This is a genomic window from Virgibacillus halodenitrificans JCM 12304, assembly GCF_001310895.1.
GTDB lineage: Bacteria > Bacillota > Bacilli > Bacillales > Amphibacillaceae > Virgibacillus_Q > Virgibacillus_Q halodenitrificans.
On record NZ_BAZS01000002.1, the window covers coordinates 74,885 to 99,315 of the forward strand.

The 24,431-nt window shown below is 36.5% G+C and carries 23 protein-coding genes and 1 other annotated feature; of the genes, 20 read left to right on the forward strand and 3 right to left on the reverse strand.

Features of this window, described 5'->3' with window-relative positions; genetic code table 11:
• Nucleotides 1-62: 62 nt before the first annotated feature.
• The 8 genes from JCM12304_RS01590 (at nucleotide 63) to yajC (ending at nucleotide 6,059) form a co-directional block, all read left to right on the forward strand.
• Nucleotides 63-626, forward strand: a complete 564-nt coding sequence (locus tag JCM12304_RS01590; protein WP_019376821.1) for a YhcN/YlaJ family sporulation lipoprotein — start codon at nucleotides 63-65, stop codon at nucleotides 624-626.
• An 84-nt stretch (nucleotides 627-710) separates the two neighbouring features.
• Complete coding sequence (locus tag JCM12304_RS01595; RefSeq protein WP_019376822.1) at nucleotides 711-1,442, forward strand: YebC/PmpR family DNA-binding transcriptional regulator; 732 nt, start codon at nucleotides 711-713, stop codon at nucleotides 1,440-1,442.
• Between the two features lie 289 nt (nucleotides 1,443-1,731).
• Nucleotides 1,732-2,346: a Holliday junction branch migration protein RuvA gene (ruvA, locus tag JCM12304_RS01600; RefSeq protein ID WP_019376823.1), complete on the forward strand. Its 615-nt coding sequence runs from the start codon at nucleotides 1,732-1,734 to the stop codon at nucleotides 2,344-2,346.
• A 17-nt stretch (nucleotides 2,347-2,363) separates the two neighbouring features.
• A complete protein-coding gene (gene ruvB, locus JCM12304_RS01605; protein WP_019376824.1) occupies nucleotides 2,364-3,365 on the forward strand; it encodes a Holliday junction branch migration DNA helicase RuvB in 1,002 nt (333 codons plus the stop codon).
• Nucleotides 3,355-3,558 carry a DUF2905 family protein gene (locus tag JCM12304_RS01610; protein ID WP_019376825.1) on the forward strand — a complete coding sequence of 68 codons (204 nt, stop codon included), beginning with the start codon at nucleotides 3,355-3,357 and terminating at the stop codon, nucleotides 3,556-3,558. Before ruvB ends, JCM12304_RS01610 begins: the two co-directional genes overlap by 11 nt.
• A 20-nt stretch (nucleotides 3,559-3,578) precedes the next feature.
• Nucleotides 3,579-4,607, forward strand: coding sequence for a tRNA preQ1(34) S-adenosylmethionine ribosyltransferase-isomerase QueA (queA, locus tag JCM12304_RS01615; protein ID WP_060678359.1), 1,029 nt, complete (start codon nucleotides 3,579-3,581; stop codon nucleotides 4,605-4,607).
• Between the two features lie 18 nt (nucleotides 4,608-4,625).
• Entirely contained in the window at nucleotides 4,626-5,765 is a 1,140-nt protein-coding gene (gene tgt, locus JCM12304_RS01620) for a tRNA guanosine(34) transglycosylase Tgt (RefSeq protein ID WP_060678360.1), read from the forward strand.
• Between the two features lie 36 nt (nucleotides 5,766-5,801).
• On the forward strand, nucleotides 5,802-6,059 hold the full coding sequence (gene yajC / locus JCM12304_RS01625) for a preprotein translocase subunit YajC (RefSeq protein ID WP_019376828.1): 258 nt from the start codon (nucleotides 5,802-5,804) through the stop codon (nucleotides 6,057-6,059).
• Nucleotides 6,060-6,126: 67 nt separating this feature from the next.
• On the opposite strand, the gene JCM12304_RS01630 is transcribed toward yajC, so the two are convergent.
• Complete coding sequence (locus JCM12304_RS01630) at nucleotides 6,127-6,504, reverse strand: TIGR04086 family membrane protein (RefSeq protein WP_019376829.1); 378 nt, start codon at nucleotides 6,502-6,504, stop codon at nucleotides 6,127-6,129.
• Between the two features lie 128 nt (nucleotides 6,505-6,632).
• On the opposite strand from JCM12304_RS01630, the gene JCM12304_RS01635 reads away from it, so the two are divergent.
• Nucleotides 6,633-7,922: an ArsB/NhaD family transporter gene (locus tag JCM12304_RS01635; RefSeq protein ID WP_019376830.1), complete on the forward strand. Its 1,290-nt coding sequence runs from the start codon at nucleotides 6,633-6,635 to the stop codon at nucleotides 7,920-7,922.
• 835 nt (nucleotides 7,923-8,757) lie between these two features.
• Here JCM12304_RS01635 and spoVB read toward each other — a convergent pair.
• Nucleotides 8,758-10,308 carry a stage V sporulation protein B gene (gene spoVB, locus JCM12304_RS01640; RefSeq protein ID WP_060678361.1) on the reverse strand — a complete coding sequence of 517 codons (1,551 nt, stop codon included), beginning with the start codon at nucleotides 10,306-10,308 and terminating at the stop codon, nucleotides 8,758-8,760.
• 117 nt (nucleotides 10,309-10,425) lie between these two features.
• On the opposite strand from spoVB, the gene JCM12304_RS01645 reads away from it, so the two are divergent.
• The 8 genes from JCM12304_RS01645 (at nucleotide 10,426) to dtd (ending at nucleotide 19,540) form a co-directional block, all read left to right on the forward strand.
• Nucleotides 10,426-10,713 (forward strand): post-transcriptional regulator, encoded by a 288-nt coding sequence (locus tag JCM12304_RS01645; protein WP_019377834.1) that lies wholly within the window; start codon nucleotides 10,426-10,428, stop codon nucleotides 10,711-10,713.
• A 57-nt stretch (nucleotides 10,714-10,770) separates the two neighbouring features.
• The gene (secDF, locus tag JCM12304_RS01650; protein WP_060678362.1) at nucleotides 10,771-13,023 is read left to right on the forward strand and encodes a protein translocase subunit SecDF; all 2,253 of its coding nucleotides are present in this window, start codon (nucleotides 10,771-10,773) and stop codon (nucleotides 13,021-13,023) included.
• Nucleotides 13,024-13,358: 335 nt separating this feature from the next.
• Nucleotides 13,359-13,685, forward strand: coding sequence for a LapA family protein (locus tag JCM12304_RS01655; RefSeq protein ID WP_060678363.1), 327 nt, complete (start codon nucleotides 13,359-13,361; stop codon nucleotides 13,683-13,685).
• A gap of 56 nt (nucleotides 13,686-13,741) precedes the next feature.
• Nucleotides 13,742-14,137: a hypothetical protein gene (locus tag JCM12304_RS20250; protein ID WP_369813124.1), complete on the forward strand. Its 396-nt coding sequence runs from the start codon at nucleotides 13,742-13,744 to the stop codon at nucleotides 14,135-14,137.
• The gene (gene recJ / locus JCM12304_RS01660; RefSeq protein ID WP_369813127.1) at nucleotides 14,083-16,065 is read left to right on the forward strand and encodes a single-stranded-DNA-specific exonuclease RecJ; all 1,983 of its coding nucleotides are present in this window, start codon (nucleotides 14,083-14,085) and stop codon (nucleotides 16,063-16,065) included. Before JCM12304_RS20250 ends, recJ begins: the two co-directional genes overlap by 55 nt.
• The gene (locus JCM12304_RS01665) at nucleotides 16,055-16,567 is read left to right on the forward strand and encodes an adenine phosphoribosyltransferase (protein WP_019377838.1); all 513 of its coding nucleotides are present in this window, start codon (nucleotides 16,055-16,057) and stop codon (nucleotides 16,565-16,567) included. The genes recJ and JCM12304_RS01665 overlap by 11 nt, the downstream gene beginning before the upstream one ends.
• 292 nt (nucleotides 16,568-16,859) lie before the next feature.
• Complete coding sequence (locus JCM12304_RS01670) at nucleotides 16,860-19,064, forward strand: RelA/SpoT family protein (protein WP_019377839.1); 2,205 nt, start codon at nucleotides 16,860-16,862, stop codon at nucleotides 19,062-19,064.
• Nucleotides 19,065-19,093: 29 nt separating this feature from the next.
• The gene (gene dtd / locus JCM12304_RS01675; RefSeq protein ID WP_060678364.1) at nucleotides 19,094-19,540 is read left to right on the forward strand and encodes a D-aminoacyl-tRNA deacylase; all 447 of its coding nucleotides are present in this window, start codon (nucleotides 19,094-19,096) and stop codon (nucleotides 19,538-19,540) included.
• A 166-nt stretch (nucleotides 19,541-19,706) separates the two neighbouring features.
• Here dtd and JCM12304_RS01680 read toward each other — a convergent pair whose 3' ends face one another.
• Nucleotides 19,707-20,726 (reverse strand): N-acetylmuramoyl-L-alanine amidase family protein, encoded by a 1,020-nt coding sequence (locus tag JCM12304_RS01680; RefSeq protein WP_060678365.1) that lies wholly within the window; start codon nucleotides 20,724-20,726, stop codon nucleotides 19,707-19,709.
• Between the two features lie 123 nt (nucleotides 20,727-20,849).
• On the opposite strand from JCM12304_RS01680, the gene JCM12304_RS19465 reads away from it, so the two are divergent.
• The 3 genes from JCM12304_RS19465 to aspS all read left to right on the forward strand — a co-directional run bounded on the left by JCM12304_RS19465 (nucleotide 20,850) and on the right by aspS (nucleotide 24,399).
• A complete protein-coding gene (locus tag JCM12304_RS19465; protein WP_019377842.1) occupies nucleotides 20,850-21,023 on the forward strand; it encodes a hypothetical protein in 174 nt (57 codons plus the stop codon).
• Nucleotides 21,024-21,082: 59 nt separating this feature from the next.
• Nucleotides 21,083-21,300 (forward strand) — a binding site (T-box leader).
• A 49-nt stretch (nucleotides 21,301-21,349) separates the two neighbouring features.
• A complete protein-coding gene (gene hisS, locus JCM12304_RS01685) occupies nucleotides 21,350-22,618 on the forward strand; it encodes a histidine--tRNA ligase (protein ID WP_060678366.1) in 1,269 nt (422 codons plus the stop codon).
• Between the two features lie 11 nt (nucleotides 22,619-22,629).
• Entirely contained in the window at nucleotides 22,630-24,399 is a 1,770-nt protein-coding gene (aspS, locus tag JCM12304_RS01690; RefSeq protein WP_060678367.1) for an aspartate--tRNA ligase, read from the forward strand.
• Nucleotides 24,400-24,431: the final 32 nt, after the last annotated feature.

Below are 24,431 nucleotides of genomic sequence, written 5' to 3' on the forward strand. Positions count from 1 at the left end.
CTTTATTTAACAGTGTAAAAAAACCTCTCGGATCCAAACTATTGGTGAAGGGAGGTTATATTATGCTTAAATACGGTCTAATTCCATGTATAGTGCTACTCGCATTTACCATTGGTTGTTCAAACAATAATGATGAATCAGGGGAGAATAAAACAAATCCTAACACACAACCAATCCATTATGAAACTGATCAGGAACAAAAAGATAGATTAAACTATGATGAACCAAGTATTGGAGAACGTGGCGGCTATCCACAAAGTGAGCAAGAACAAGTAAATGATGCAGATTATAAAGGCGGATATTCCGATGCCTTTACCAATAAAGAAGCTATCTTGCTTTCTCAGGAACTTCAGAATAAAAAGGATATTATCCAAGCACAAGTGGCAGTGACGGATAAGCGAATTATCGTTGGAGTGATGCAAAGGGAACATACAGATCACTTTGCTGTAAATAAGATTGAATCCACCATAAGAGAAATCCTTCCTAATACAGAAAAAGAAATTATTGTTTATACAGATGATATTCATTGGGATCGTATGAAGAATTTAGATGCTCGATTAAAAGCAAAAAATCGAGGAGATGACTTGGAAAACATAGTGGAGGATTTTTTAAATATTAAAAATTAAACCTTTGTATTACAAAGGTTTTTTTACTTTTATCCCTTTTTTTGGTATAGTAATAAAGGAAATTTCTAGAGAGGAGAATGTCCTATGGCTGGTCATTCTAAATGGAAGAATATACAGAGAAGAAAAAATGCACAGGATGCTAAAAAAGGGAAAATCTTTATGCGCCACGCAAAAGATATATATACTGCTGCAAAACAAGGGGGCGGGGACCTTTCCACAAATGCCTCATTGAGATTAGCGGTGGAAAAGGCAAAGGCAGATAATATGCCTAATGATAATATTGACAGAGCGATAAAAAAGGCAACAGGCACTCTAGACGGTGCGAGTTTTGAGGAGCTTACGTATGAAGGATATGGCCCAGGGGGAGTTGCTGTTATCGTTCATGTTTTAACTGACAACAAAAACAGAACAGCCGCTGAGGTCAGACATGCTTTTAAAAAGAATGACGGTAATCTTGGGGAAAATGGAAGTGTCTCTTTTATGTTTGATCGAAAAGGTTATATCGTGATTTCAAATGAGGAAGCTAAAATTGATGAAGACGAATTAACGCTTGAGGCCTTAGAAGCTGGGGCTGATGACATCGTTACCCAAGAGGATGGATACGAAATTTATACTACCCCTGAGGCTTATCAGGAAGTTGTAGATTATTTAAATGAAAAAGGGTATTCAATTGAAGATTCTGAAGTAACTTTAATTCCACAAAATTATAATAAACTATCCGAAGAAGATGCAGGTAAAATGTTCACTTTAATTGAGACTCTCGAAGAAAACGAAGATGTGCAAGATATTCACCATAATTTAGATGAAACAGAATAAACTTTGCTGAATGAACTTCTATCCCTTGATATCAGGGGATAGAAGTTTGTTTTTAGATATTAAGAAATCAAAATTATTTAGATCTTTTACGTTTTTTATAAATAGTCGCGCCCCTTAATTCTAGCTCTAAGTTATATCATATTCTATAGAAGCTTTTTACTAATCATGTAGAATAAATCAATTTTTTCCAAACTACTTCTGGTTGAGAAGAAGCACCAATAGTTCAATTGTTTTACTATATGGGCGCATATGGTAAAATGATGTAAGGTAAATGGAGGAGAAAATAAAAATGATCGCATACATAAAAGGTAATCTTACATACATTCAAGATGAATCAGTGATAGTAGAAGTTCAAGGAATTGGCTATGAAATAATTTGTGCCAATCCCTTTGTTTTTCAACACTTGCTTAACAAAGAAGTTTTAATAAGTACCTATCACTATGTACGGGAAGATATCCAAGTTTTATATGGCTTTAAAGATGAAGATCAAAAGTATTTATTTACCAAGTTAATTTCCGTCTCGGGAATAGGACCAAAGGGTGCATTGGCAGTTCTTGGTACAGTTAATGTTGCTGATTTTGTAGGTGCAATTGAACGGGAAGATGACAAATATTTAACAAGTTTTCCAGGTGTAGGAAAAAAGACTGCGAGACAGATAATTTTAGATTTAAAAGGCAAATTAACTACTATGATTTCTATTTCCAGTACAGATTCTGATCATGAATTACAACACAAAGAAGTAAATCAAAACCTTGCACAATTGGATGAAGCAAAAGAGGCTTTAAAAGCATTAGGATACACGGATCGTGAAATTAAATCAGTTCTGCCTAAACTACCTAATGACGAAAATAATTCTACTGACACAATAATACGTAAAGCACTAGCATTACTAATGAAAAATTAAAGAAGGGGGGATACTAAATGGATGACAGAGTGGTAACGGGTGAATTACAGAATGAAGATGCTTCTGTGGAATTAAGTTTACGTCCAACGATATTAAAGCAATATATAGGACAACAGAAGGTTAAAGAAAATTTAAGTATCTTCATCCAGGCTGCCAAGATGCGCGAAGAGCCGCTTGACCATGTGCTGCTTTACGGACCTCCTGGTTTAGGTAAGACCACACTTGCCGGCATTATTGCAAATGAGATGGGAGTACAATTCCGTTCGACTTCAGGGCCGGCTATAGAACGCGCAGGAGATCTTGCTGCAATACTATCCTCGTTGGAACCGGGGGATGTTCTTTTTATTGATGAAATTCATCGATTACCACGTTCTGTGGAAGAAGTACTATATCCGGCAATGGAGGATTTCTTTCTTGATATTGTTATCGGTACAGGCCCAAGCGCTCGTTCGGTACGAATTGACTTACCTCCTTTTACTCTGGTTGGTGCCACAACTAGAGCAGGCTTACTCTCTGCTCCGCTAAGAGATCGATTTGGGGTTTTAAGCAGATTAGAGTTTTATGAGACAAAAGATTTGTGTTCAATTGTTGAGAGAACAGCTGAAATTTTTCAAACTAGTCTTAGCAAGGAGGCTGCTGTGGAAGTTGCTAGAAGATCCAGAGGTACTCCCAGAATAGCAAACCGTTTATTAAAACGAATACGTGATATTTCACAAGTAAAAGGGGAAGAAGAAATCAGTTTCCCAACAACAAAGCTTGCTTTGGAAATGCTTCAAGTAGACGATGAGGGTTTGGATCATATTGATCATAAGTTACTTAGAGGTATTATGGAAAGTTTTCAAGGTGGCCCAGTTGGTCTGGATACCATTGCAGCTACCATTGGAGAAGAGTCCCAGACTATAGAGGACGTTTATGAGCCTTATTTGCTTCAAATTGGTTTCATTCAACGGACTCCTAGAGGAAGAGTTGTTACCACAAAAGCTTATCAGCATTTTGGGGTGAAAGAGAATGATCAATAATTTCGGTAAAATTTTTCTTCTGCTTGGTGTTGTTTTTTTAATTATTGGTTTCATTTGGACTTTTATCGGTAAATTACCAGGTGACATCAGCTTTAGAAAAGGGAATATGACGTTTCATTTTCCAATAATGACTTCGATTATTATAAGCATCATCATAACTGCAATTTTATTCCTTATTGGAAAGTTTAGATAGTATATGTTAGGAGATTCAGCATGAATATTGAGGATTTCGATTTTGATTTACCAGAAGAGTTAATTGCACAAACACCACTACAAGAGCGAACAGCTTCGCGCTTATTAGTTCTCGATCGACAAACGAAAGAAGTGAATCATAAACATTTTTCAGATATAAAAAGTTATTTTAAAAAAGGAGATTGCCTCGTATTAAATGACACCAAAGTATTACCTGCCCGGTTATATGGTGTCAAAGAAGATACAGGGGCAAAAGTAGAAATTCTTTTATTAAATCAACGTGAAGCTGATACGTGGGAAGTTCTTGCAAAACCCGCTAAAAAGATAAAGGTAGGCACGACACTTGTTTTTGGGGAAGGGAAATTAAAAGCGACTTGTCTGGCCACAGAAGAGCATGGAGGTCGTATCCTTGAATTTTATTATACAGGTATTTTTTACGAAGTACTTGATGAATTAGGGGAAATGCCTCTCCCGCCATATATCAAAGAACAGCTTCCGGAAAAGGAGCGATATCAAACCGTTTTTGCCAGGGAAGAAGGTTCTGCTGCTGCTCCTACTGCTGGTTTACACTTCACTAATGAACTATTAGAAGAGATTGAAGATATGGGTGTAACTATTGCGTTTATTACTTTACATGTAGGGCTGGGAACTTTTCGGCCTGTAAGTGTGGAGAATATAGATGACCATGAAATGCATTCAGAATTCTATCATATGTCTAAAGAGACTGCAGACATATTAAACGAGACAAAAAAATCAAATGGCAGGATTATCTCCGTAGGTACTACTTCTACAAGAACCTTGGAAACTATTGCAAGAGATCACCAAGGGGCTTTTAAGGAAACAAGCGGATGGACGGATATTTTTATTTACCCACCATATGAATTTAAAGCAATTGATGGATTAATTACTAATTTTCACCTTCCAAAATCAACCTTAATCATGTTAGTAAGTGCGTTAGTAGATAAAGAAACTATACTTCATGCATACAAAGAAGCTGTTCAAGAACGATACCGTTTTTTCAGTTTTGGGGATGCCATGTTAATTTTATAAAAAAGGAACGAATAAATCATGACACCAATAACATATGAATTAATAAAAACATGTAAACAAACAGGTGCGAGACTTGGACGAGTTCATACTCCACATGGCTCATTTGATACTCCCACATTTATGCCTGTTGGCACCTTGGCTACCGTTAAGACTATGAGTCCGGAAGAATTGAAAAATATAAACGCCAATATTATTCTTTCCAACACATACCATTTATGGCTTAGACCCGGCGAAGACATTGTTAGAGAAGCGGGCGGCTTGCATAAATTTATGAATTGGGATGGAGCAATCCTTACTGATTCTGGAGGTTTTCAGGTGTTCAGCCTAAGTGATATGAGAGAAATTAAAGAAGAAGGTGTGCATTTCCGAAATCACCTTAATGGCGAGAAATTATTTCTATCTCCTGAAAAAGCAATGCATATCCAAAATGCACTAGGCTCCGACATTATGATGGCTTTTGACGAGTGTCCTCCTTACCCGGCAACATATGAGTATATGAAATCATCTGTTGAGAGAACTTCCCGATGGGCAGAACGTTGTCTGGAAGCACATGGGCGACCACAAGATCAAGGATTGTTCGGTATTGTTCAGGGAGGGGAGTATGAGGATCTTCGAAAACAGAGTGCGCGAGATTTAGTTTCTCTTGATTTCCCTGGTTATGCTATTGGGGGATTATCAGTGGGAGAACCAAAGGATGTAATGAACCGTGTTCTGGAATTTACCACTCCAGTACTACCTTCAGATAAACCGCGTTATTTGATGGGAGTAGGATCTCCTGATTCACTAATTGATGGTGCGATTCGTGGTATTGACATGTTTGACTGTGTATTACCCACACGAATAGCCAGAAATGGAACTTGTATGACTTCGAAGGGTAGATTAGTTGTAAGAAATGCAAAATATGCAAGGGATTTTGGCCCCTTGGACGAAAATTGTGATTGTCATGTTTGTAAGAAATACTCTAGAGCTTACATTCGTCATTTGATAAAATGTAATGAAACATTCGGATTCAGACTAACTACTTACCATAACTTATATTTTCTGGTAAAATTAATGGGGCAAGTACGAAAAGCGATAAGCGATGATCGTCTTGGAGATTTTAAAGAAGATTTCTTTGAGCAATATGGTCTTAATAAACCAAATGCCAAAAACTTCTAATTGCATAGCATGATAAATAGAAGGAGGGGATAATAAATGGATATGCTGATTTCTTTATCACCAATCATTTTAATGTTTGTGATTTTTTACTTCTTATTGATTCGTCCACAGCAGAAGCGACAGAAGCAAGTGAAACAGATGCAGTCTGATTTGCAAAAAGGAGATTCAGTAATAACGATTGGCGGATTTCATGGTGTGGTTCATGCCATCGATGAAAGTACAGTTGTGATTCAAGCGGGCGATGGTACTAAGCTTACATACGACCGTTCTGCTATTAGAGAAGTTAAAAAATAGTATTTTTAAACTAAAAAAGAAGTTAATGCTTTAAGGGCATTAACTTCTTTTTATTTGGTTCTATAAATTATTCTGTAGTTGTACCTAACGTGTTTACCCCTACAATCCCCCCCAGCACAGCTGCTGAGATATATGCTAGATGATGGATGGATTGTTCTAATGAAAAACCTTGCTGGTATCCTAAATATTGAACCAGGAATGTAAATAAAGTGAAACCCAAACCTGTTACACCACCAATAATCCATCCTTTTGCTTTTCCTTTTGCACCAGCAACCAGTCCCCCAATAAATAGAGATATAAGGCCGATTCCTAAGGTTATCCATGATAGCAAAGGATCATTAAATGAAGTGAACCGAAGTAGTAATGCTAAAATGATACTTGTTATTAGAATGAGACCCAGAACCATAACCAAGCCATAAACTACTGCAGTAAACTGCTTTGTCATAACATTCCCCCCAAAAAGTTTGTCCTTCCATTATTAGCTTATTCATTAATAAATAAAATAGAAGAAAATATTTCAGGTTTTACATTCATATAGTTATAGAAGCATGCTGTATAGAAAGCAGGTGTATTATGGATATCATTCTAGCATCACTTATTTTTATTGTGAGCTATATTTTTATTATGACGGAAAGAGTTAATCGAGCGGTAGTCGCCCTTACAGGAGGAACGCTTCTATTAGCAACAGGTATTTACAGTCCCCAAAGAGCATTTATGGACTATATAGATTGGAATACAATTGCATTATTATTTTCAATGATGGTTCTTATATCAATTACAGAAAAAACGGGATTATTTAGTTATATTGCAATTCGCTTCGCTCAAAGAGTAAAAGGTAGGCCTATGCCATTACTTATGGGAGTGAGTATATTAACAGCCCTTGGATCAGCTCTTTTAGACAATGTCACTACTGTTTTAATATTTGTACCCATATTATTAAAGATTACAAAACTTTTAAAGCTTCCTCCATTTCCTTATCTGCTTGCTATTATTTTTAGTTCAAATATAGGAGGAACTGCAACGTTAATTGGCGATCCGCCAAATATTATGATAGGACAAGCTGTAGATCATCTGACATTTTTATCTTTTATCTTACATGCAGCTCCCATAGCTTTAATTATTTTTCTTTTATTTCTATTCATGTTGTACTTTATATTTCGAAGCCAACTTGCAAAATCGAAAATTAATAATGAGGAACTCCACAAAATTGATGCTAAAATGTATTTGAAGAAGAGTCCATTGCTATACAAATCAGTTTCTGTTTTGTTATTAACTATATCAGGATTTATGTTACATACAGTATTACATACGGATTTAACTATCGTCGCACTGTCTGGTGCCGTTTTATTATTATTCTTAACTGAAAAAGAATTACCTACAGAACATGTTTTTCAAAAGGTAGAGTGGGTCACTTTATTTTTCTTTATTGGTTTGTTTTCCCTTGTAGGTGGTTTACAGGAGGTAGGGGTAATAGATGAAATGGCTAGAGCAATAGTTTTATTAACAGAAGGGGAATACGTAAAAACTACCATGTTAATTTTATGGGTTTCTGGGTTGTTCTCTGGTGTAGTTGATAACATTCCATTTGTGGCTGCAATGATTCCTGTGGTAAAGGAATTTGAAAGCTATGGTATCATGCACTTGGACCCCATGTGGTGGGCTCTGTCTCTTGGTGCTTGTTTAGGAGGAAATGCTACTCTGCTGGGTGCATCAGCAAATGTAGTAGTTGCTGGTATGGCTGAAGCAGAAAATGAGAAAATTTCCTTCATCCGGTTTATGCTATATGGCTTTCCGCTTGTATTTGTCTCATTAATAGTTGCAACCATTTATATATACTTTCGGTATTTACTTCCATTTATGTAATAGATCTTTCATACTTAGATATTCTATATGTATCCCAGCAACTCATAAATAAGTTATGGCAAATTAAAGAATCTCCTGCTCTTGTTAGAGGTTAGCAGGAGATTCTTTTTTTAGATAGAGGACCAGAGAATTGAAAACAATACAGCTTCATTTAATACACAATTGGAGTAAACTGCGACGTAGTGAATACTTATTTCCTAGTTAATATAGAATAGCTATATAACACCACTACGGAAAAATACTGCGCTTTCCGGGGGCGGCTGATGAGCCTCGGGCCAACATGATGTTGGTCATGAAGGCGTTGCGACAATGGGGTTTGGTGGGGCGAGTATGCGTAGCCCCAGGACGTCGCGACTTTAGCCTTCCAGCCACTATAACGCATTCCGGGGTCTCACCGAGGCCTCTTCTCCCCCAGGAGTCTCCGCATTTTTCCTTCGCTCTATTTTCTATTATACCTAGGAAGAAAAATTGCGTCCGCATACTTCCGAAATGTGTTGTTTACAAATTGATTAGAGTGCCGGGCGGCAAAGAAGACACTGTGAGGTTACGAACAGATGTCGCGCTTGTACCCGGAGGTTTGAAAGCGTCCGCCTGAAACGCAAATCAATGGGTCCTTCCTCTGTATAACTAATTACTCCATCGAACACAAGTTAGTTCGTAATTTATCCATTTTGCGAATTATACATGGTCATAACATATTGTATATAGTCTAGAGAATTTCAAGTTTTTTCAGTTAGACAGATAATGCATTTAGCTGGAGTAGTAATCAAGACTAAACTATTTTGTATGTTGTTAAACTCACTTCTTGCTCATTACTTCATTTTTTTATTTGAAATCAAATCCATCTCTTTATAAAAGGTATTTGATTTAATTCTTCCTTTGTAATAAACCTTAGAGAGAAAAGGAAAAAGATATAAATACCTGTTAAAGCTATTAAAGTAATTAAAAATAGAATCGGATTTCCTGTTCCCCAGGGGAATATTTGCTTTATTATACTTCCTGCTAGCCAAGTCAAGCCAATTAAGGTTACCATTTTTACTATGTCTTTTAGAGGAAGTGTATAGTTTATCATTTTTTGCAGTGTAATCAAATGTAATAAAGTAACTAGAACTACACCCACAGACATAGAAATCGCTACGCCCATAATTCCAAAAGCAGAGTTAGAAGCCAGGAGAAACAAAATTGTTAACTTGCAAACTGCACCTATCAAGGAATTCCACATTGCTGGTTTTGCAAAGTCTAATGCTTGTAAAGCAGCTTGTAAAGGAGCTTGGATATATAGTAATATAAAAAAAGGTGCCATTAAAAGGATAAATTTGCTAGCATTAGCAGTACCATACATAAACGTTAAAATGGTATCCGCGAATAATGTAAGAACAATCGTTGCCAAAGCGCCAGATGCAAATGAGATACGAATAGATTGATGGATTCGATAGTGAATCAACTTGTTGTTAGAAGAAGCATCTGCCTCAGATAGCGATGGAACTAGCGCTACTGAAAGAGATTGAGTAATAAAAGTTGGTAAGAATAAAAGGGGTAACACATATCCCGTTAATTCTCCATATTGCTTCGTTGCTAATGAACTTGATATTCCGGCAATTGCTAAACTTTGTGCCACAAGTATTGGTTCCAGAAAATGGGTTAAGGACCCAATCATTCGGCTTCCTGTACTTGGTAGTGCAATAGAAAATAATTCTTTTAGTGTTTGGGAACTGGTCTTTAAATAGGAAAAGAATTGTGATCTTATTTTCACTATTTTCTTTTGTTTAAACATGTGAAGCATGTAAAGGAGACTGACAAATTCTCCAAGAATTACACTAAACATAGCTCCAGCTGCAGCATATTCCACACCAAATGGGAGTAACAGCTTTACAAAGAATGCTACACAAGTAATGCGCACAATTTGCTCAATTACTTGAGAATAACTTTGAGGCTTCATGTTTTGCCTTCCTTGGAAATATCCCCTGAGTACAGAGGAAATGGCTATAATAGGAATGATAGGGCTAATTGCAAGTAAAGGGTATAGCGTACGACTGTCGGTCAATAGTTTTGTTGCAATAAAAGGTGCACCAAGTATCATCCCGATAGTAAACAGAATACTTGATATGGCTGTAACAATTAATGATACTACAAGTATCTGCTTTATTTTTTGGGGATTATTTTTAGCTTCCGCTTCAGCAACGCGTTTCGATATAGCTACAGGTAACCCAAGTTGAGTGAGCGTAAGCACGAGGAAGAATGTTGGTAATGCCATCATATAAAGGCCCACACCTTCTTCCCCCATCAGCCGAGCAACAACAATTCTGTTTATAAAGCCTAGAAACCGGGTGATCATACCCGCTGCTATTAAAATGAGAGTACCCTGCAAAAAAGTTTGTTTGGTCATTATGGTCGACCTGCCTTCTCAAATAATAATTTTTCGTATACAATTATGTATATGCTAAGAAATGGGTCAAGCATGACAAGAAGGGTATAATTATACTCCGGGACAGGAGGAATTTTATTGGAAACCATACATAGTGTTACTGATTGGAGAGAAATGGTCTTACCAGCTCTTGAAAGTAAAAGTAGCGAATTTCGTTTAATGGGTTACACACAGGCTACGAGTGAAGATATATGGCGTTGTTTGCTTGAGAAAGTGTGGAAGGGTAATCCGGAGAAAAGAATCTATGAAGTGGTCCAGGATATTTTTCATCTGGGATCAAATATTTATCTGAGTTATTTAACAGTAAAAGCTTATCAGGACGATGATTTGATGGCTTCCATCGCAGCTTTGACAAACAGCGAATAATGAAACTTATAGGAAATTGCCATCGACAGAACTGAATAATGAGGAGGAAGTTTTTAAATGAAAAACAGAGGCAGAATCGTTGCCTTTTTTCTAATCGTTTTGATATTTGGAGGATTGATTGGGACAACGGTAACAGGAATTACAAAAGATATAAATCTTGGTCTGGATTTACAGGGTGGCTTTGAGGTGCTTTATGAAGTAGAGCCTGTAGATAATGGAGCAAAAGTAGATAGGAAATTAATGGAAGCTACTGTAGAAACTCTTAATGATCGTGTCAACCGTTTAGGTATTAGCGAGGCTAACATTGACATTGAGGGTGAAGATCGAATTCGGGTACAACTTGCTGGTGTAGAGGATCAATCAGAAGCCAGAGAAATGTTATCTACTTCTGCCAGGTTGTCTTTCCGAGATGTAAATGACAATAAACTTCTCGATGGCTCTGACATTAAAGAAGGCAGTGCAAAGCAGGATTTTGATCAAAAAACGAATGCCCCAATTGTTACATTGCAACTGAAGGATGCTTCCAAATTTGCTGATGTAACTACAAAAATTAAAAATATGGGTTCGCCGGACAATTTGTTAGTTATTTGGATGGATTATCAAAAAGGGGATTCCTATGAAGAGGAATCCATGAAAGAAGATCCAAAATATATTTCTGCACCGCGTGTTACAGAAACTCTAAATACTACTGATGTGATGATTAGCGGAAACTTCACAGTGGAATCAGCAAAGAGACTTGCGGATATAATTAATTCCGGCTCTTTACCTGTTCATATGAATGAAATATACTCTACTGCTGTTGGCGCTCAATTTGGAGAGCAGGCATTGGATAAAACCGTATTTGCAGGATTTATAGGTGTAGGACTAGTTATGCTGTTTATAATTGCGGTATATCGTTTCCCTGGACTGATTGCTACAATTAACTTAAGTATTTACATTTATTTAATCTTACTAGTTTTTGAATTAATGAACGGTGTTCTGACTTTACCAGGTATTGCTGCACTGATATTAGGTGTAGGGATGGCTGTAGATGCTAATGTAATAACCTTTGAACGTATTAAAGAGGAACTAAAGTCCGGGAAATCAGTTATGGCGGCATTTAAGGCAGGGTCAAAAAATTCATTATCAACAATCTTCGATGCCAACTTGACAACATTAATAGCTGCTGTAGTATTGTTCATTTTCGGAACTAGCTCAGTAAAAGGCTTTGCAACGATGCTAATAGTCAGTATTTTAGTCAGCTTTATTACAGCTGTATTTGGAACAAGGCTTCTGCTTGGTTTATGGGTTAAAAGCAAAACTCTTTCAAAGCGACCTGGTTGGTTTGGTGTTAAAAAAGAAGACATAAAGGATATTGCTTTGAAGGATAAGGAAGAGCCAAAAATATTTAACAAGCAGATCGATGTCGTTCAGCATCGAAAGAAATTTTTCTGGATTTCTATTTCTATGGTTGTCTTAGGAATAGCTTCACTCCTTTTATTTAAATTAAATCCTGGAATTGACTTTACAAGTGGTTCAAGAATTGAAATCCTTGCAGAGGATACGATTACAACGGAGGAAGTTGAAGATGGGCTATCTGAATTAGGGTTAGAAGCTGAGTCCATAGTGCTTTCCGGGGATAATAATGATATTGCTGTAACGAGGTTTGATAAAGTAATAGAAAAAGAAAAAATTGCTGAAGTAACTTCCTATTTCAAAGATAAATATGGTAATGCCCCAAGTGTAAGTGTAGTGTCACCAATTGTTGGTCAAGAATTGGTTAAGAACGCTATTTATGCAGTATCAATAGCTTCCATCTTTATGATTATTTATGTTACTTTCCGCTTTGAATTGTTCTTTGCGATCACAGCGATTATTGCTTTACTTCACGATGCCTTCTTTGTTATAGCGATATTCAGCTTTACAAGGATAGAATTCGATATTACGATCGTTGCAGCCGTGTTAACTATTGTTGGTTACTCAGTAAATGATACGATAGTTACTTTTGACCGGATAAGAGAAAATCTGCAAAATAAACGAGTCAAATCGTTTAAAGAATTGGCAATTATTGTGAACAGAAGCTTAGTTCAAACTTTGAGCAGAAGTATTAATACAACCGTAACCACATTGCTTGCTGTCCTGGCATTTTTGTTCCTTGGTGCTCAATCTATTACCGGATTCGCTATTGCTTTGACAGTTGGTTTGATAGCTGGTACGTACAGTTCATTATTCCTTGCTTCTCAACTGTGGCTTATTTGGAGAGGTAAGATGCTTAAGAATAAACCAGTAGATTTTACGAAGAAGAAGAAAGTTGAAGGACCACAAGTTTAATCTCACGCGACCTTGCTTAAGCAGTTGTTTGAAATTGAATAATAATAAAAATGTACAGCACAGTAACGTAGTGGTGCAAATTGAGGGCCAGACAAAAAATCTTACATTGAAAATCCGAACCGATTCATACTACTTTTGAATCATGGTTCGGATTTCTTTTGCTCTGCTGTGTAAGATTGTACCTACACTAGTTAGCATTTCCTCCTAACTATGTCGTAAATATATTTTTAATAACGTTTATAGCATATCTCTTTCAAGGGAAGTAATATATTCTAGCTTAAAAATTGCGTATAAAGGGTAAATAATGTAAAAGATAAAGTATAAGGAGGGATAGGATGAAAGGACAGTCATATGTTATATTAGCTATTGTTTTTATCATAGTTGTTGCTATTTTCGCGGTTAGTAATGTAGAAGCAGTGGATGTAAACTATATATTTTGGACCGGAAATTCACCTCTTATCTTAGTGATTCTCTTTTCAGTCTTAATGGGTGGAATCATAACCGCTGCTGTTGGCGCTGTAAAAGTATTTCGTTTACAGAGAGAACTTAAAAGATATAAGCATGAGAATAACCTTATGAATAAAAAATTACAAGAAAATGGCGTGTCTGTGGAAAAGAAAAATAATCATTCTAAAGGTCACGAGGATTCGACAACCAAATAATAGTATTTGCCACCCCTGATGCTCTTTTGTATAATAGATTAGTCAGGGGTGAACTTATGTTAGAGAGTAAAGCAACATGGAAGCATAATGAAATGAATGATACAATCATTGACTGGATAGATAGCTCCATTAATGTCTCTCCTATTGTCCAAGAGCTTCTATTGCAAAGAGGTATTAAGGAAGGAAGTCAAGCATTACGATTTCTCTCCCCGGATTTAAATGATTTACATAAACCGATTGGTCTTTTATCTATAGATAAAGCGGGTAAAAGAGTAAAAGAGGCTATAACTAACCAGGAGAAAATACTCGTTTATGGGGACTATGATGCCGATGGCGTAAGCTCTACTACTGTTTTATTGAAAGCCTTAAAAGAGCTCGGAGCAATTGTGATTATTATATTCCGAACCGGTTTACAGAAGGGTACGGCCCTAATGAAGATGCTTTCAGATTAGCATATGAAAACGGGGCTAAGCTGATCATCACTGTAGACTGTGGCATTGCCTCGGTCCAAGAAGCATTACTTGCGAAAGAACTAGGTATGGATTTAATAATTACGGATCATCATGAGGTACAAGAGAAGATACCAGACGCTTATGCTGTTATCCACCCTAAATGCTCACCAGATTATGGTTTTCCGGAATTAGCAGGTGTTGGCGTCGCTTTTAAATTTGCCGAACATTTACTAGGCTACTTTCCTGGACATCTATTAGAATTTGTCGCAATTGGTACGATAGCTGATTTGGTTCCACTTGTCAGTGAAAATCGTATTCTTACATTTCATGGTTTGAAATCACTTACTACTACAACAAATCCAGGTATAAAGGCATTGAAAGGTCACTGTAATATAGAAGGAAATGTCACAGAGGAGGACGTAGGTTTTTTGATTGGTCCTCGTATTAATGCAGTTGGCAGACTCCAGAATGCAGATTTGGCCGTACAACTACTCATGACAGAGGACCAGGAGGAAGCTGATTATATTGCTGAAAGAATTGATTCTATTAACCTTGAGCGGCAACGAATTGTAAATGATATAGTAAAAGAAGCAGAGTTAATGGTTAATTCGACTAATAAAAAAGGCATTATTATCGCTGCAAAAGAAGGGTGGAATGAGGGAGTATTAGGAATTGTAGCTTCTAAACTTGTTCGGAAATATGACCGCCCAGCTATTGTTTTGGCTGTTAAGCCGGAAACATCGGAAGTAAAAGGTTCAGCGAGAAGTATTCCAGCATTTGATTTATTTAAAAATTGTATGACAGTAAGAGAATTGTTCACACACTTTGGAGGACACGCACAAGCAGCAGGCATGACATTACCGATGGATAACCTCAGCAAATTACAAGAGGAATTAAATCGTATTATTGATAATCAACTTACCGAAGATGACTTTAAACAAGCGATAGAAATAAGTCAAAGTATTTCTGTGAAAGACATAAATGAGAAATTAATTAATGATATTGCACGTTTAGCACCTTTTGGAATGAAAAATCCAAAACCCGTATTTCATCTAACTCATGCTCCAAAAGATGTAAGACAAATTGGCAGTAAAAAAACTCACTTAAAACTTCATTTTAAAGAGGAAGAAGTTAATTTGGAGGGTATTGGCTTTGGCTTTGGCCACCTATATCCTTTATTTACGCCGAAGACGCTTGTCTCGATTGTAGGAGAACTAGGTATTAATGAATGGAATGGATTTAGAAAACCACAGATTGTTTTACAGGATCTGGCAATAGAGGAATGGCAGTTATTTGACTGCCGCGGAAAAAAAGACGCAGATGTGTCACAATATATCTCATTAACTAACAATAATTTAATCGTAAGTAATAATAACGAAGAATACTTACCTGGAATCAAACAGATTACCTACCAGGAAATTGGAACTGATTTACCACAGGTGGATACGCTGTATATTTTAGATCTCCCTGATTTGCTTGATGAACTAAAAGAATTGGTTCAAATTACTCAACCGAAGAACGTCTACGCTGGTTATCACGTGGAAAATAGTGTTTACTTAACATCATTTCCATCTAGAGATGATTTTAAGTGGCTTTATGCTCTTTTGTTGAAAAGAAAGCAAATTGACATGAAAACAGAGTTAAATAAACTTGTGCAAATGAAGGGCTGGTCAAAGGAAAAATTGATCTTTCTTTCAAAAGTGTTTTTTGAATTGGAATTTGTTAAAATAGAAAATGGTATCATTACCGTTGTAGATAAGCCAGTCAAAAAAGATTTGAGTGAATCTGAAATATATCAGAAGAGAAAATATAAAGCTGAATTGGAAAGAATTTTGTACTATTCCAATTATGAAGAATTGAGAAATTGGTTCATACAATGTATGGATTATGTAGATAGCCCCAAGGAGGAACTAGCTCATGGATTATAAACAATATGTAAAAATAGTTGAAGATTGGCCTAAACAAGGAATCCAATTTAAAGATATTACCCCACTCATGGATAACGGGAAGGCTTTTAAATCAGCAGTTGATGAAATAGTTGAATTTGCTAAAGAAAAGCAAATAGATATTGTGGTGGGGCCAGAGGCGCGAGGATTCATTATTGGTTGTCCGGTTTCTTATGCGCTTGAGGTTGGTTTTGCTCCAGTACGTAAAGAAGGCAAGTTGCCTCGAGAAGTAATTAAGGTTGACTATGGCTTGGAATATGGCTCAAATGTATTGACTATTCATAAAGACGCCATAAAGCCTGGACAACGTGTGCTTATTACAGATGATTTACTTGCAACTGGAGGCACAATTGAAGCAACAATTAAATTGGTAGAGGAGCTTGGAGGCATTGTAGTTGGCTGTGCTTTTATTATTGAGCTAAGCTATTTGGATGGAATGGATAAGTTAGAAGGCTACGATGTACTTACTTTAATGAGCTATTAAATCTCCCGAATGAAAACTGAGAGGTCTGAGTGATGAAAAGTTAATTTCATTCAGACCTATTCTTATATATTTTTAGTGAAGCTGTAACAAGCCAGATAAATGTATTCTCTTTGGTTAGATGAATAAAATTATAACGGTCAAGGCAGCTTTTCCACATTTTAAAAGGGAAATACTTTTTTAATTGTACATATTGGTGGAAAAAGAATATAATCAATATTATAATTTTCTTTTTATATAAATTATAAATAAACAATCAGGGGATTAAAAGAACAATTCCAGACAAGGTGATTCGATGGCTAAAGATGATATTTTAACAATTGAAGATATAGTAAAGAAGGCGAAAGGCTATCTTTCTGATGATGATATCACGTTTATTAAGCGTGCCTATGAGTTTGCAGAGAGAGCACATGCTGAGCAGTTCAGAAAATCCGGCGAGCCTTATATTATACATCCCGTTCAAGTTGCAGGGATTCTTGTAGATTTGGAAATGGACCCGGAGACAATTGCTGGAGGTTTTTTGCATGATGTTGTAGAGGATACCTCCATAACGGTTGAAGAGATTGAACAAGCTTTTAATCATGAAGTAGCTATGCTTGTTGATGGTGTAACCAAACTAGGGAAAATTAAATATAAATCAAAAGAGGCAATTCAAGCCGAAAATCACCGTAAGATGTTTGTAGCTATGGCAAAAGATATAAGAGTTATCTTAATAAAGTTGGCAGACCGTTTACACAATATGCGTACTTTAAAACATTTGCCACCAGAAAAACAACGACGTATTTCAAACGAAACACTTGAAATTTTTGCACCTTTAGCACACCGTTTAGGTATATCTACTATTAAATGGGAACTTGAGGATACAGCTTTACGCTACTTAAACCCCCAGCAATATTACCGCATAGTCCAACTGATGAAGCAGAAGAGGGACCAAAGAGAATCATATATTGAACAAGTAATGGAAGAGGTATCTAAACAGCTTCAAGAAGTTAATATAGAGGCCGAGATGTCAGGTAGACCGAAGCATTTATACAGTATTTATCGGAAAATGGTAAAACAGAACAAACAATTTAATGAAATATACGATTTGCTTGCGGTAAGAATCTTAGTTGACAGTATTAAGGATTGTTATGCTGTTTTAGGCATTATTCATACATGCTGGAAACCGATGCCAGGAAGGTTCAAAGATTATATTGCAATGCCCAAGCCTAATTTATATCAGTCTTTGCACACAACTGTAATTGGGCCTAAAGGTGATCCATTAGAAGTTCAAATTCGTACGAAGGAAATGCATGAAATTGCAGAATTTGGAATTGCTGCACACTGGGCATATAAAGAAGGAAAACAAGTTACTACGAATAAGAAATCCTTTGAAGAAAAATTGACTTGGTTTAGAGAAATATTAGAATGGCAAAATGAGACACATGATGCAGAAGAATTCATGGAAACATTAAAAATGGACTTGTTTTCAGATATGGTATATGTTTTCACTCCAAAAGGGGACGTAATCGAGTTACCTTCAGGATCAGTCCCTTTAGATTTCGCCTATAAAATTCATACAGAGATTGGAAATAAAACTATAGGAGCCAAAGTTAACGGAAAGATGGAGCCATTGGATTATAAATTAAAAAATGGGGATATCATTGAAGTAATGACATCTAAACATTCCTATGGCCCTTCTCAGGACTGGTTGAAAATAACACAAACATCTCAGGCGAAAAGTAAAATCAAGCAGTTTTTTAAGAAACAGCAACGAGATGAAAATATTATTAAAGGTAAAGAAGCGATTGATAAAGAAATAAGGGCGTTACAACTTGAACCTAAAGAAGTATTAACACAAGATAATCTTCAGAGGGTGTTCGAGAAATTTAACTTCTCAAGTGAAGAAGATATGTACGCTGCAGTAGGCTATCAAGGAATAACCGCAGCTTTAGTAACTACTAGACTTACAGATAAAATTCGCCAGACCAAGCAAAAAGAACAGGACCTGGCGAAGTCGATTGAAGAGGCAAAAACCGCTGATATTAAAAGCAAAAAAGCTCATAAGAGAGACTCCGGGGTCCAAGTGGAGGGTGTGGATAATTTACTGGTCCGCTTAGCTAAATGCTGTAATCCTGTGCCCGGTGATCAAATTCTTGGTTATATTACGAAGGGCCGCGGTGTTTCTGTCCATCGGGCAGACTGTCCTAATGTCCAGACAGAAGAGGCAAAAGAACGTTATCTGCATGTAGAATGGGAAAGCAACCAAACAACAGAAAAACAATATCATGTAGATTTAGATATTTCCGGATATGATCGTCGTGGCCTTGTGAATGAAGTTCTTCAGGCAGTGAATGAAACAAAAACAAACATAACATACGTGACTGGCAGATCAGACCGAAATAAAATGGCTATCGTGCAATTAACAATTCTAATTCATAACACAAGTCATTTACGTAAAGTTGTGGAACGTATTAAGCAGATTAAAGATGTATATACTGTAACCCGAACGTTACAATAGTCATCGTTTTTACAAAGGAGTACCATATAATGAAAGCAGTAATTCAGCGCACGAAAGAAGCTAACGTGCAGGTTAATAATGAAGTGGTTGGAAGTATTAATTATGGTTATGTAGTATTATTGGGAGTTACTCATGAGGATACCGAAGAGGATGCCATATATCTTGTGAATAAAATAATTAATTTGCGTGTTTTTGAGGATCAAGATGGAAAAATGAACTTATCGTTGAAAGATGTGGAAGGAAGTCTTCTTTCTATATCCCAATTTACTTTATATGGGGATACAAAAAAGGGAAGAAGACCTAATTTTATGCAGGCAGCAAAGCCAGAAGTTGCAAAATCTCTTTACGAAGTATTTAATCAACTGATAAAAGATCAAGATATTCCGTTAGAAACAGGTATTTTTGGAGAAATGATGGACGTGCAATTAATAAATGATGGGCCTGTTACGCTAATTATTGACAGTAAAGATAGATAAACTTGAAATAATAGCCTCAAATAAAACCAATGCCGAAAACTATTCGGAGATTTTAACTATAATTCGAAATTGTTTTCGGTTTTTTTTGCACTAATGAATGAAGAAAACTCAGCATGTATATAAGTTTCTTTTGATAGTACTTCCGGCTTTAACAAGTATAAAAATTCTAATTACAAAAGTAGTTGTTCAATCCATTTATAATACCAGCAACTAGTTTTTCTTGGTAAGCTTGTGTGGCTAAAAGTTGTTCACTCTCTTTATTAGATATAAAACCTAACTCTAAAAGAACTGCCTCATTTCTATTTTGTCTCATTACAAAAAAGTCTTCCTTGTGTACTCCCCGGTCATTTGCCTCACTTATATTAATTAATGATGATTGAAGTGTTTGAGCCATTTCCTTGCTGTTATTCAAAAAATAATAGGATTGTATTCCTGAAACTCCTGGTAAATCTGAAACACTGTTATAATGCAGGCTGAGAAATGCATCCGCATTAGCAATATTTGCTACGCTTGTTCTGCTTGCAAGTGAAATAAATTCATCATTTGGCCTTGTAAGAGTGACATTTGCTCCAAGCAAGATAAGTTTATCTCTTAAAAGCTCGGCAGTTTTGTGTGTAAGGTGCTTTTCTTGTACTCCTGTTATACCGATTGCTCCAACATCTCGCCCTCCGTGACCAGCATCAATAACGATAGTTTTATTTTTTACATCTGTACATGAAGATCTTTTCTCTTCAAGAGCAATACGTTCATGTATATAACCTCTAGTTTGCCCGCTTTTCACTTCATACCATCCATTGTTATAAGATATTATCTTAAAGACTTCCCCCTTCTTAGCAAAAGAAGTAATTGAATGGTCTGTGGATGGACCTTCTCTCAAATGAACTTGATCATAAACAATTTTTAACTGCTTTCCGGCTTCTGGCTGATTTTGCATATCGATGTAATCCAGAGAGACCCATCCACTCTTTTTTTCTAACTTGATTTTTACCCATTTATTCTGTTTTTCCAGTATGGGATAAATTTCTCCTTTATGTACTTGATCTATTGTAGAATGGCTTTCCTCGGGACCACTTCTTACATTTAAATAATTTGTCTTAATTAATGCATCCTCAGCACCAATGGAAAAAGGAAATAAAAGTATAAGCAAAACAACTATAAGAGTAAGAAAACTTCTTAATGACTGCAATAAAACACCCCCGTTAAATAAAACTTTCCTTTAAGTATAATAAAATAAAATTCCTTTGGCAAAACTAGATAAATAACCTTTGTTATCCGCTTGTGATGTGGGTGATGTGGAGGAGGGATAAAGTTGCGTACAAATGATAAACAATGGAATGCTGGGAATAACAAGGAAATCTTCGGAGTAAACCTTCACCGATTCGTAGAAATTGAGGCAGATAGTAGTCATATGGAAATCGCTCAAGAATTAGGGATTACCCTAGGTGAAGTAAAGACGCTGAAGAAAAAGATTACTCGCTCTTGACATTAGTCTCTGTAAAGATTATTATAATAGTCATTCAATAGTACAATGTTATACTATAGACTAAACCGACGATAGAAAAAGTAGTCAGATTTCAAATGAAAAGAGAGAGAATGCCATTGGCTGAAAGCATTCTTGCATATTGAACTGATGAAAGACATTCTGGAGGATTTATATCGAAAGCAGAGTAGGTATAAACGTTTTGCAGGCGTTAACTGTGAAGAGCGGATGCAATATGCATCAACTAGGGTGGCAACGCGGGTTAACTCTCGTCCCTTTTATTATAAGGGACGAGAGTTTTTGTATGGAAAAAAACGGGAGGTATTAAAATGAGTTTTAAAGCACCAAGGGGTACAGTAGATCTTTTGCCAAAGGACTCTAAGAAATGGCGATTTGTGGAAGAAATAATTAAAAATATCTGTCATCGATTTCACTTTGAGGAGATTCGTACACCACTTTTTGAACATACAGAGGTGTTTCAAAGAGGGGTAGGCGATACGACAGATATCGTGCAAAAAGAAATGTATACGTTTGAAGACAGAGGCGGAAGAAGTTTAACTCTTCGTCCGGAAGGAACCGCTCCTGTAGTCAGGGCTTTTGTTGAAAATAAGTTATTTGGAGACCCGAATCAGCCGACTAAGCTGTACTATTTTGCTTCTATGTTCCGTTATGAACGTCCACAAAAGGGCAGGATGCGGCAATTAAATCAGTTTGGAGTGGAGGTTCTCGGCAGTGCTAATTCAGCTGTAGATGCAGAAGTTATTGATCTGGCAATGACTGTTTATAAAGAGTTAGGGCTAAAATCATTAAAACTAGTTATTAATTCACTAGGTGATCACGAAAGCCGAAATAATCATCGTCAAGCTTTAATAGAACATTTTACTCCTCATAAAGACGAATTATGTAAAGATTGTCAATCCCGTCTTCAACAGAATCCTTTGAGAATACTTGATTGTAAAACAGACCGTGATCATCCTGCTATGAAAACAGCACCATCTATTTTGGATTATTTAAATGAAGAATCAAAAGATTATTTTGAACAGGTGAAAGACTATTTAACAGCAATGAATATCGAATACACAATTGATCCGAAATTGGTTCGTGGTTTGGACTATTATAACCATACTGCATTTGAAATTATGAGTGAAGCTGAAGGGTTTGGTGCAATTACTACCTTAGCTGGTGGTGGCAGATATAACGGACTTGTAGAGGAACTAGGGGGGCCAGCAACACCAGGAATCGGATTTGGGATGGGTGTGGAAAGACTTTTAATGGCATTAGAAGCAGAAAACATAGATATTCCTGTCAATAATGAGTTGGACTGTTATATTGTAGCTTTTGGTGAAAATGTTGAAAAAGAAGCTGTTCGAATTACCCATAACCTTCGCCAATCTGGTATTCAGGTAGACAAGGATTATCAAGGACGTAAGCCAAAAGGCCAATTTAAAGCAGCAGACAGACTAAAAGCAAAATTTGTTTTAGTGCTTGGCGAGTCAGAGCTGGAAAAACAAGTTATTAATGTGAAAACAATGGAAACAGGTGAACAAATAGAGGTACCACTAGCACACCTGGCAGAATCTATTAAAGAAAAATTGTAGGAGGAAATAACATGAGTGGAAGGCAAATGGCAGGACAGCTTGGAAACAAAGACGTTGATTACTCAGTTTTACTTAAAGGATGGGTGCAAAAACGTCGGGATTTGGGTGGATTAATTTTTATAGATCTTCGAGACAGATCAGGAGTAGTGCAAGTAGTTTTTAATCCTGATCATTCTGAAGAAGCACTTAAAATTGCTGAAGCTATTAGAAGTGAATATGTTGTTGAAGTAATTGGAAATGTAGTAAAAAGAGATGAATCTACCGTAAACAAACTGATGGACACGGGCGAGATAGAAGTAATTGCAAAGGAAATTAAAATATTAAATAAATCCAAGACTCCTCCATTCCCAATCCAAGATGACATTGATGTAGCGGAGGATATACGTTTAAAATACCGCTATATGGATATGCGCAGAAATGGTCTGCAGGAAACATTTAAATTACGTCATCAAACAACACAGACAGTGAGAAATTTTTTAAATGAGAATGGGTTTCTGGAAATGGAAACACCAATGCTTACTAAGAGTACACCAGAAGGGGCGCGTGATTATTTAGTGCCAAGCCGTGTGCATCCTGGAGAGTTCTACGCGCTACCACAATCACCACAATTATTTAAGCAATTGATCATGATGGGTGGTTTTGAGAAATATTATCAAATTGCACGTTGTTTCCGAGATGAAGATTTAAGAGCGGATCGACAGCCAGAATTTACGCAGATTGATATTGAGACTTCATTTATGTCCAGTGATGATATTATGGATATGACAGAAAAAATGATGGAACAGATCATGAAGGAAGTAAAAAACATAGACATTACACTACCTTTACCTAGAATGCCTTATGATGAAGCCATGAGTAGATATGGCTCTGATAAACCCGATACTCGTTTTGGGATGGAACTTATTCATGTTACAGAAGTGCTCAGAGACTCCAGCTTTAAGGTATTTCATCAAGCAATTGAGGCAGGAGGTATCGTTAGTTTATTAAATGTAAAGGGGGAGGCCACTAACTTCTCCAGAAAAGATATCGATAAACTAACAGAATATGTTAAAGTATATGGCGCAAAAGGGCTTGCTTGGCTTAAAGTAGAAGGCGATGAATTAAAAGGGCCTATTGCTAAATTCTTAACAGAGAAGGAAATCCAGGGGCTGAAAGATACTGCTTCTGCCGAAGATGGAGATCTTCTATTATTTGGCTCTGATAAAACTTCCATTGTATATGACAGCCTAGGAGCCCTTCGTTTGAAATTAGGGAAAGAACTTGAATTAATCGATCAAAACAAATTTAATTTCCTTTGGGTTACAGATTGGCCGCTGTTGGAATATGATGAGAATGCTCAACGATATTTTGCAGCACATCATCCATTTACTTCTCCTGTTGAAGAGGATATAGAAAAATTAAGTATTGAGCCGGGAACTGTTAGAGCAAATGCATACGATTTAGTCTTAAATGGTTATGAATTAGGTGGAGGTTCAATCAGAATCTATAAAAAGGAATTGCAGGATCAAATGTTTAATGTGTTAGGATTTTCTGAAGAAGAAGCACAAGCACAGTTTGGCTTCCTGCTTGAGGCCTTGGAATATGGAGCTCCTCCACACGGTGGCGTCGCTTTAGGATTAGACCGTATTATTATGTTATTGGCAGGCAGAACAAATCTAAGGGATACAATTTTGTTCCCAAAAACCGCTTCAGCTACAGATTTGTTAACAGATGCGCCTAGTACTGTAAGTAATGATCAACTTGGAGAGTTATCTATTCAAGTACAAAAGAAAAATGACTAACTCTAATGATTGTTAGATAGTTTACCAAATAT

Bases quoted from the DNA above. Each gene is read 5' to 3' on its own strand.
- JCM12304_RS01590 (WP_019376821.1), top strand. From the start codon at position 63: ATGCTTAAATACGGTCTAATTCCATGTATAGTGCTACTCGCATTTACC.
- JCM12304_RS01595 (WP_019376822.1), top strand. From the start codon at position 711: ATGGCTGGTCATTCTAAATGGAAGAATATACAGAGAAGAAAAAATGCA.
- ruvA (WP_019376823.1), top strand. From the start codon at position 1,732: ATGATCGCATACATAAAAGGTAATCTTACATACATTCAAGATGAATCA.
- ruvB (WP_019376824.1), top strand. From the start codon at position 2,364: ATGGATGACAGAGTGGTAACGGGTGAATTACAGAATGAAGATGCTTCT.
- JCM12304_RS01610 (WP_019376825.1), top strand. From the start codon at position 3,355: ATGATCAATAATTTCGGTAAAATTTTTCTTCTGCTTGGTGTTGTTTTT.
- queA (WP_060678359.1), top strand. From the start codon at position 3,579: ATGAATATTGAGGATTTCGATTTTGATTTACCAGAAGAGTTAATTGCA.
- tgt (WP_060678360.1), top strand. From the start codon at position 4,626: ATGACACCAATAACATATGAATTAATAAAAACATGTAAACAAACAGGT.
- yajC (WP_019376828.1), top strand. From the start codon at position 5,802: ATGGATATGCTGATTTCTTTATCACCAATCATTTTAATGTTTGTGATT.
- JCM12304_RS01630 (WP_019376829.1), bottom strand. From the start codon at position 6,504: ATGACAAAGCAGTTTACTGCAGTAGTTTATGGCTTGGTTATGGTTCTG.
- JCM12304_RS01635 (WP_019376830.1), top strand. From the start codon at position 6,633: ATGGATATCATTCTAGCATCACTTATTTTTATTGTGAGCTATATTTTT.
- spoVB (WP_060678361.1), bottom strand. From the start codon at position 10,308: ATGACCAAACAAACTTTTTTGCAGGGTACTCTCATTTTAATAGCAGCG.
- secDF (WP_060678362.1), top strand. From the start codon at position 10,771: ATGAAAAACAGAGGCAGAATCGTTGCCTTTTTTCTAATCGTTTTGATA.
- JCM12304_RS01655 (WP_060678363.1), top strand. From the start codon at position 13,359: ATGAAAGGACAGTCATATGTTATATTAGCTATTGTTTTTATCATAGTT.
- JCM12304_RS20250 (WP_369813124.1), top strand. From the start codon at position 13,742: ATGTTAGAGAGTAAAGCAACATGGAAGCATAATGAAATGAATGATACA.
- JCM12304_RS01665 (WP_019377838.1), top strand. From the start codon at position 16,055: ATGGATTATAAACAATATGTAAAAATAGTTGAAGATTGGCCTAAACAA.
- JCM12304_RS01670 (WP_019377839.1), top strand. From the start codon at position 16,860: ATGGCTAAAGATGATATTTTAACAATTGAAGATATAGTAAAGAAGGCG.
- dtd (WP_060678364.1), top strand. From the start codon at position 19,094: ATGAAAGCAGTAATTCAGCGCACGAAAGAAGCTAACGTGCAGGTTAAT.
- hisS (WP_060678366.1), top strand. From the start codon at position 21,350: ATGAGTTTTAAAGCACCAAGGGGTACAGTAGATCTTTTGCCAAAGGAC.
- aspS (WP_060678367.1), top strand. From the start codon at position 22,630: ATGAGTGGAAGGCAAATGGCAGGACAGCTTGGAAACAAAGACGTTGAT.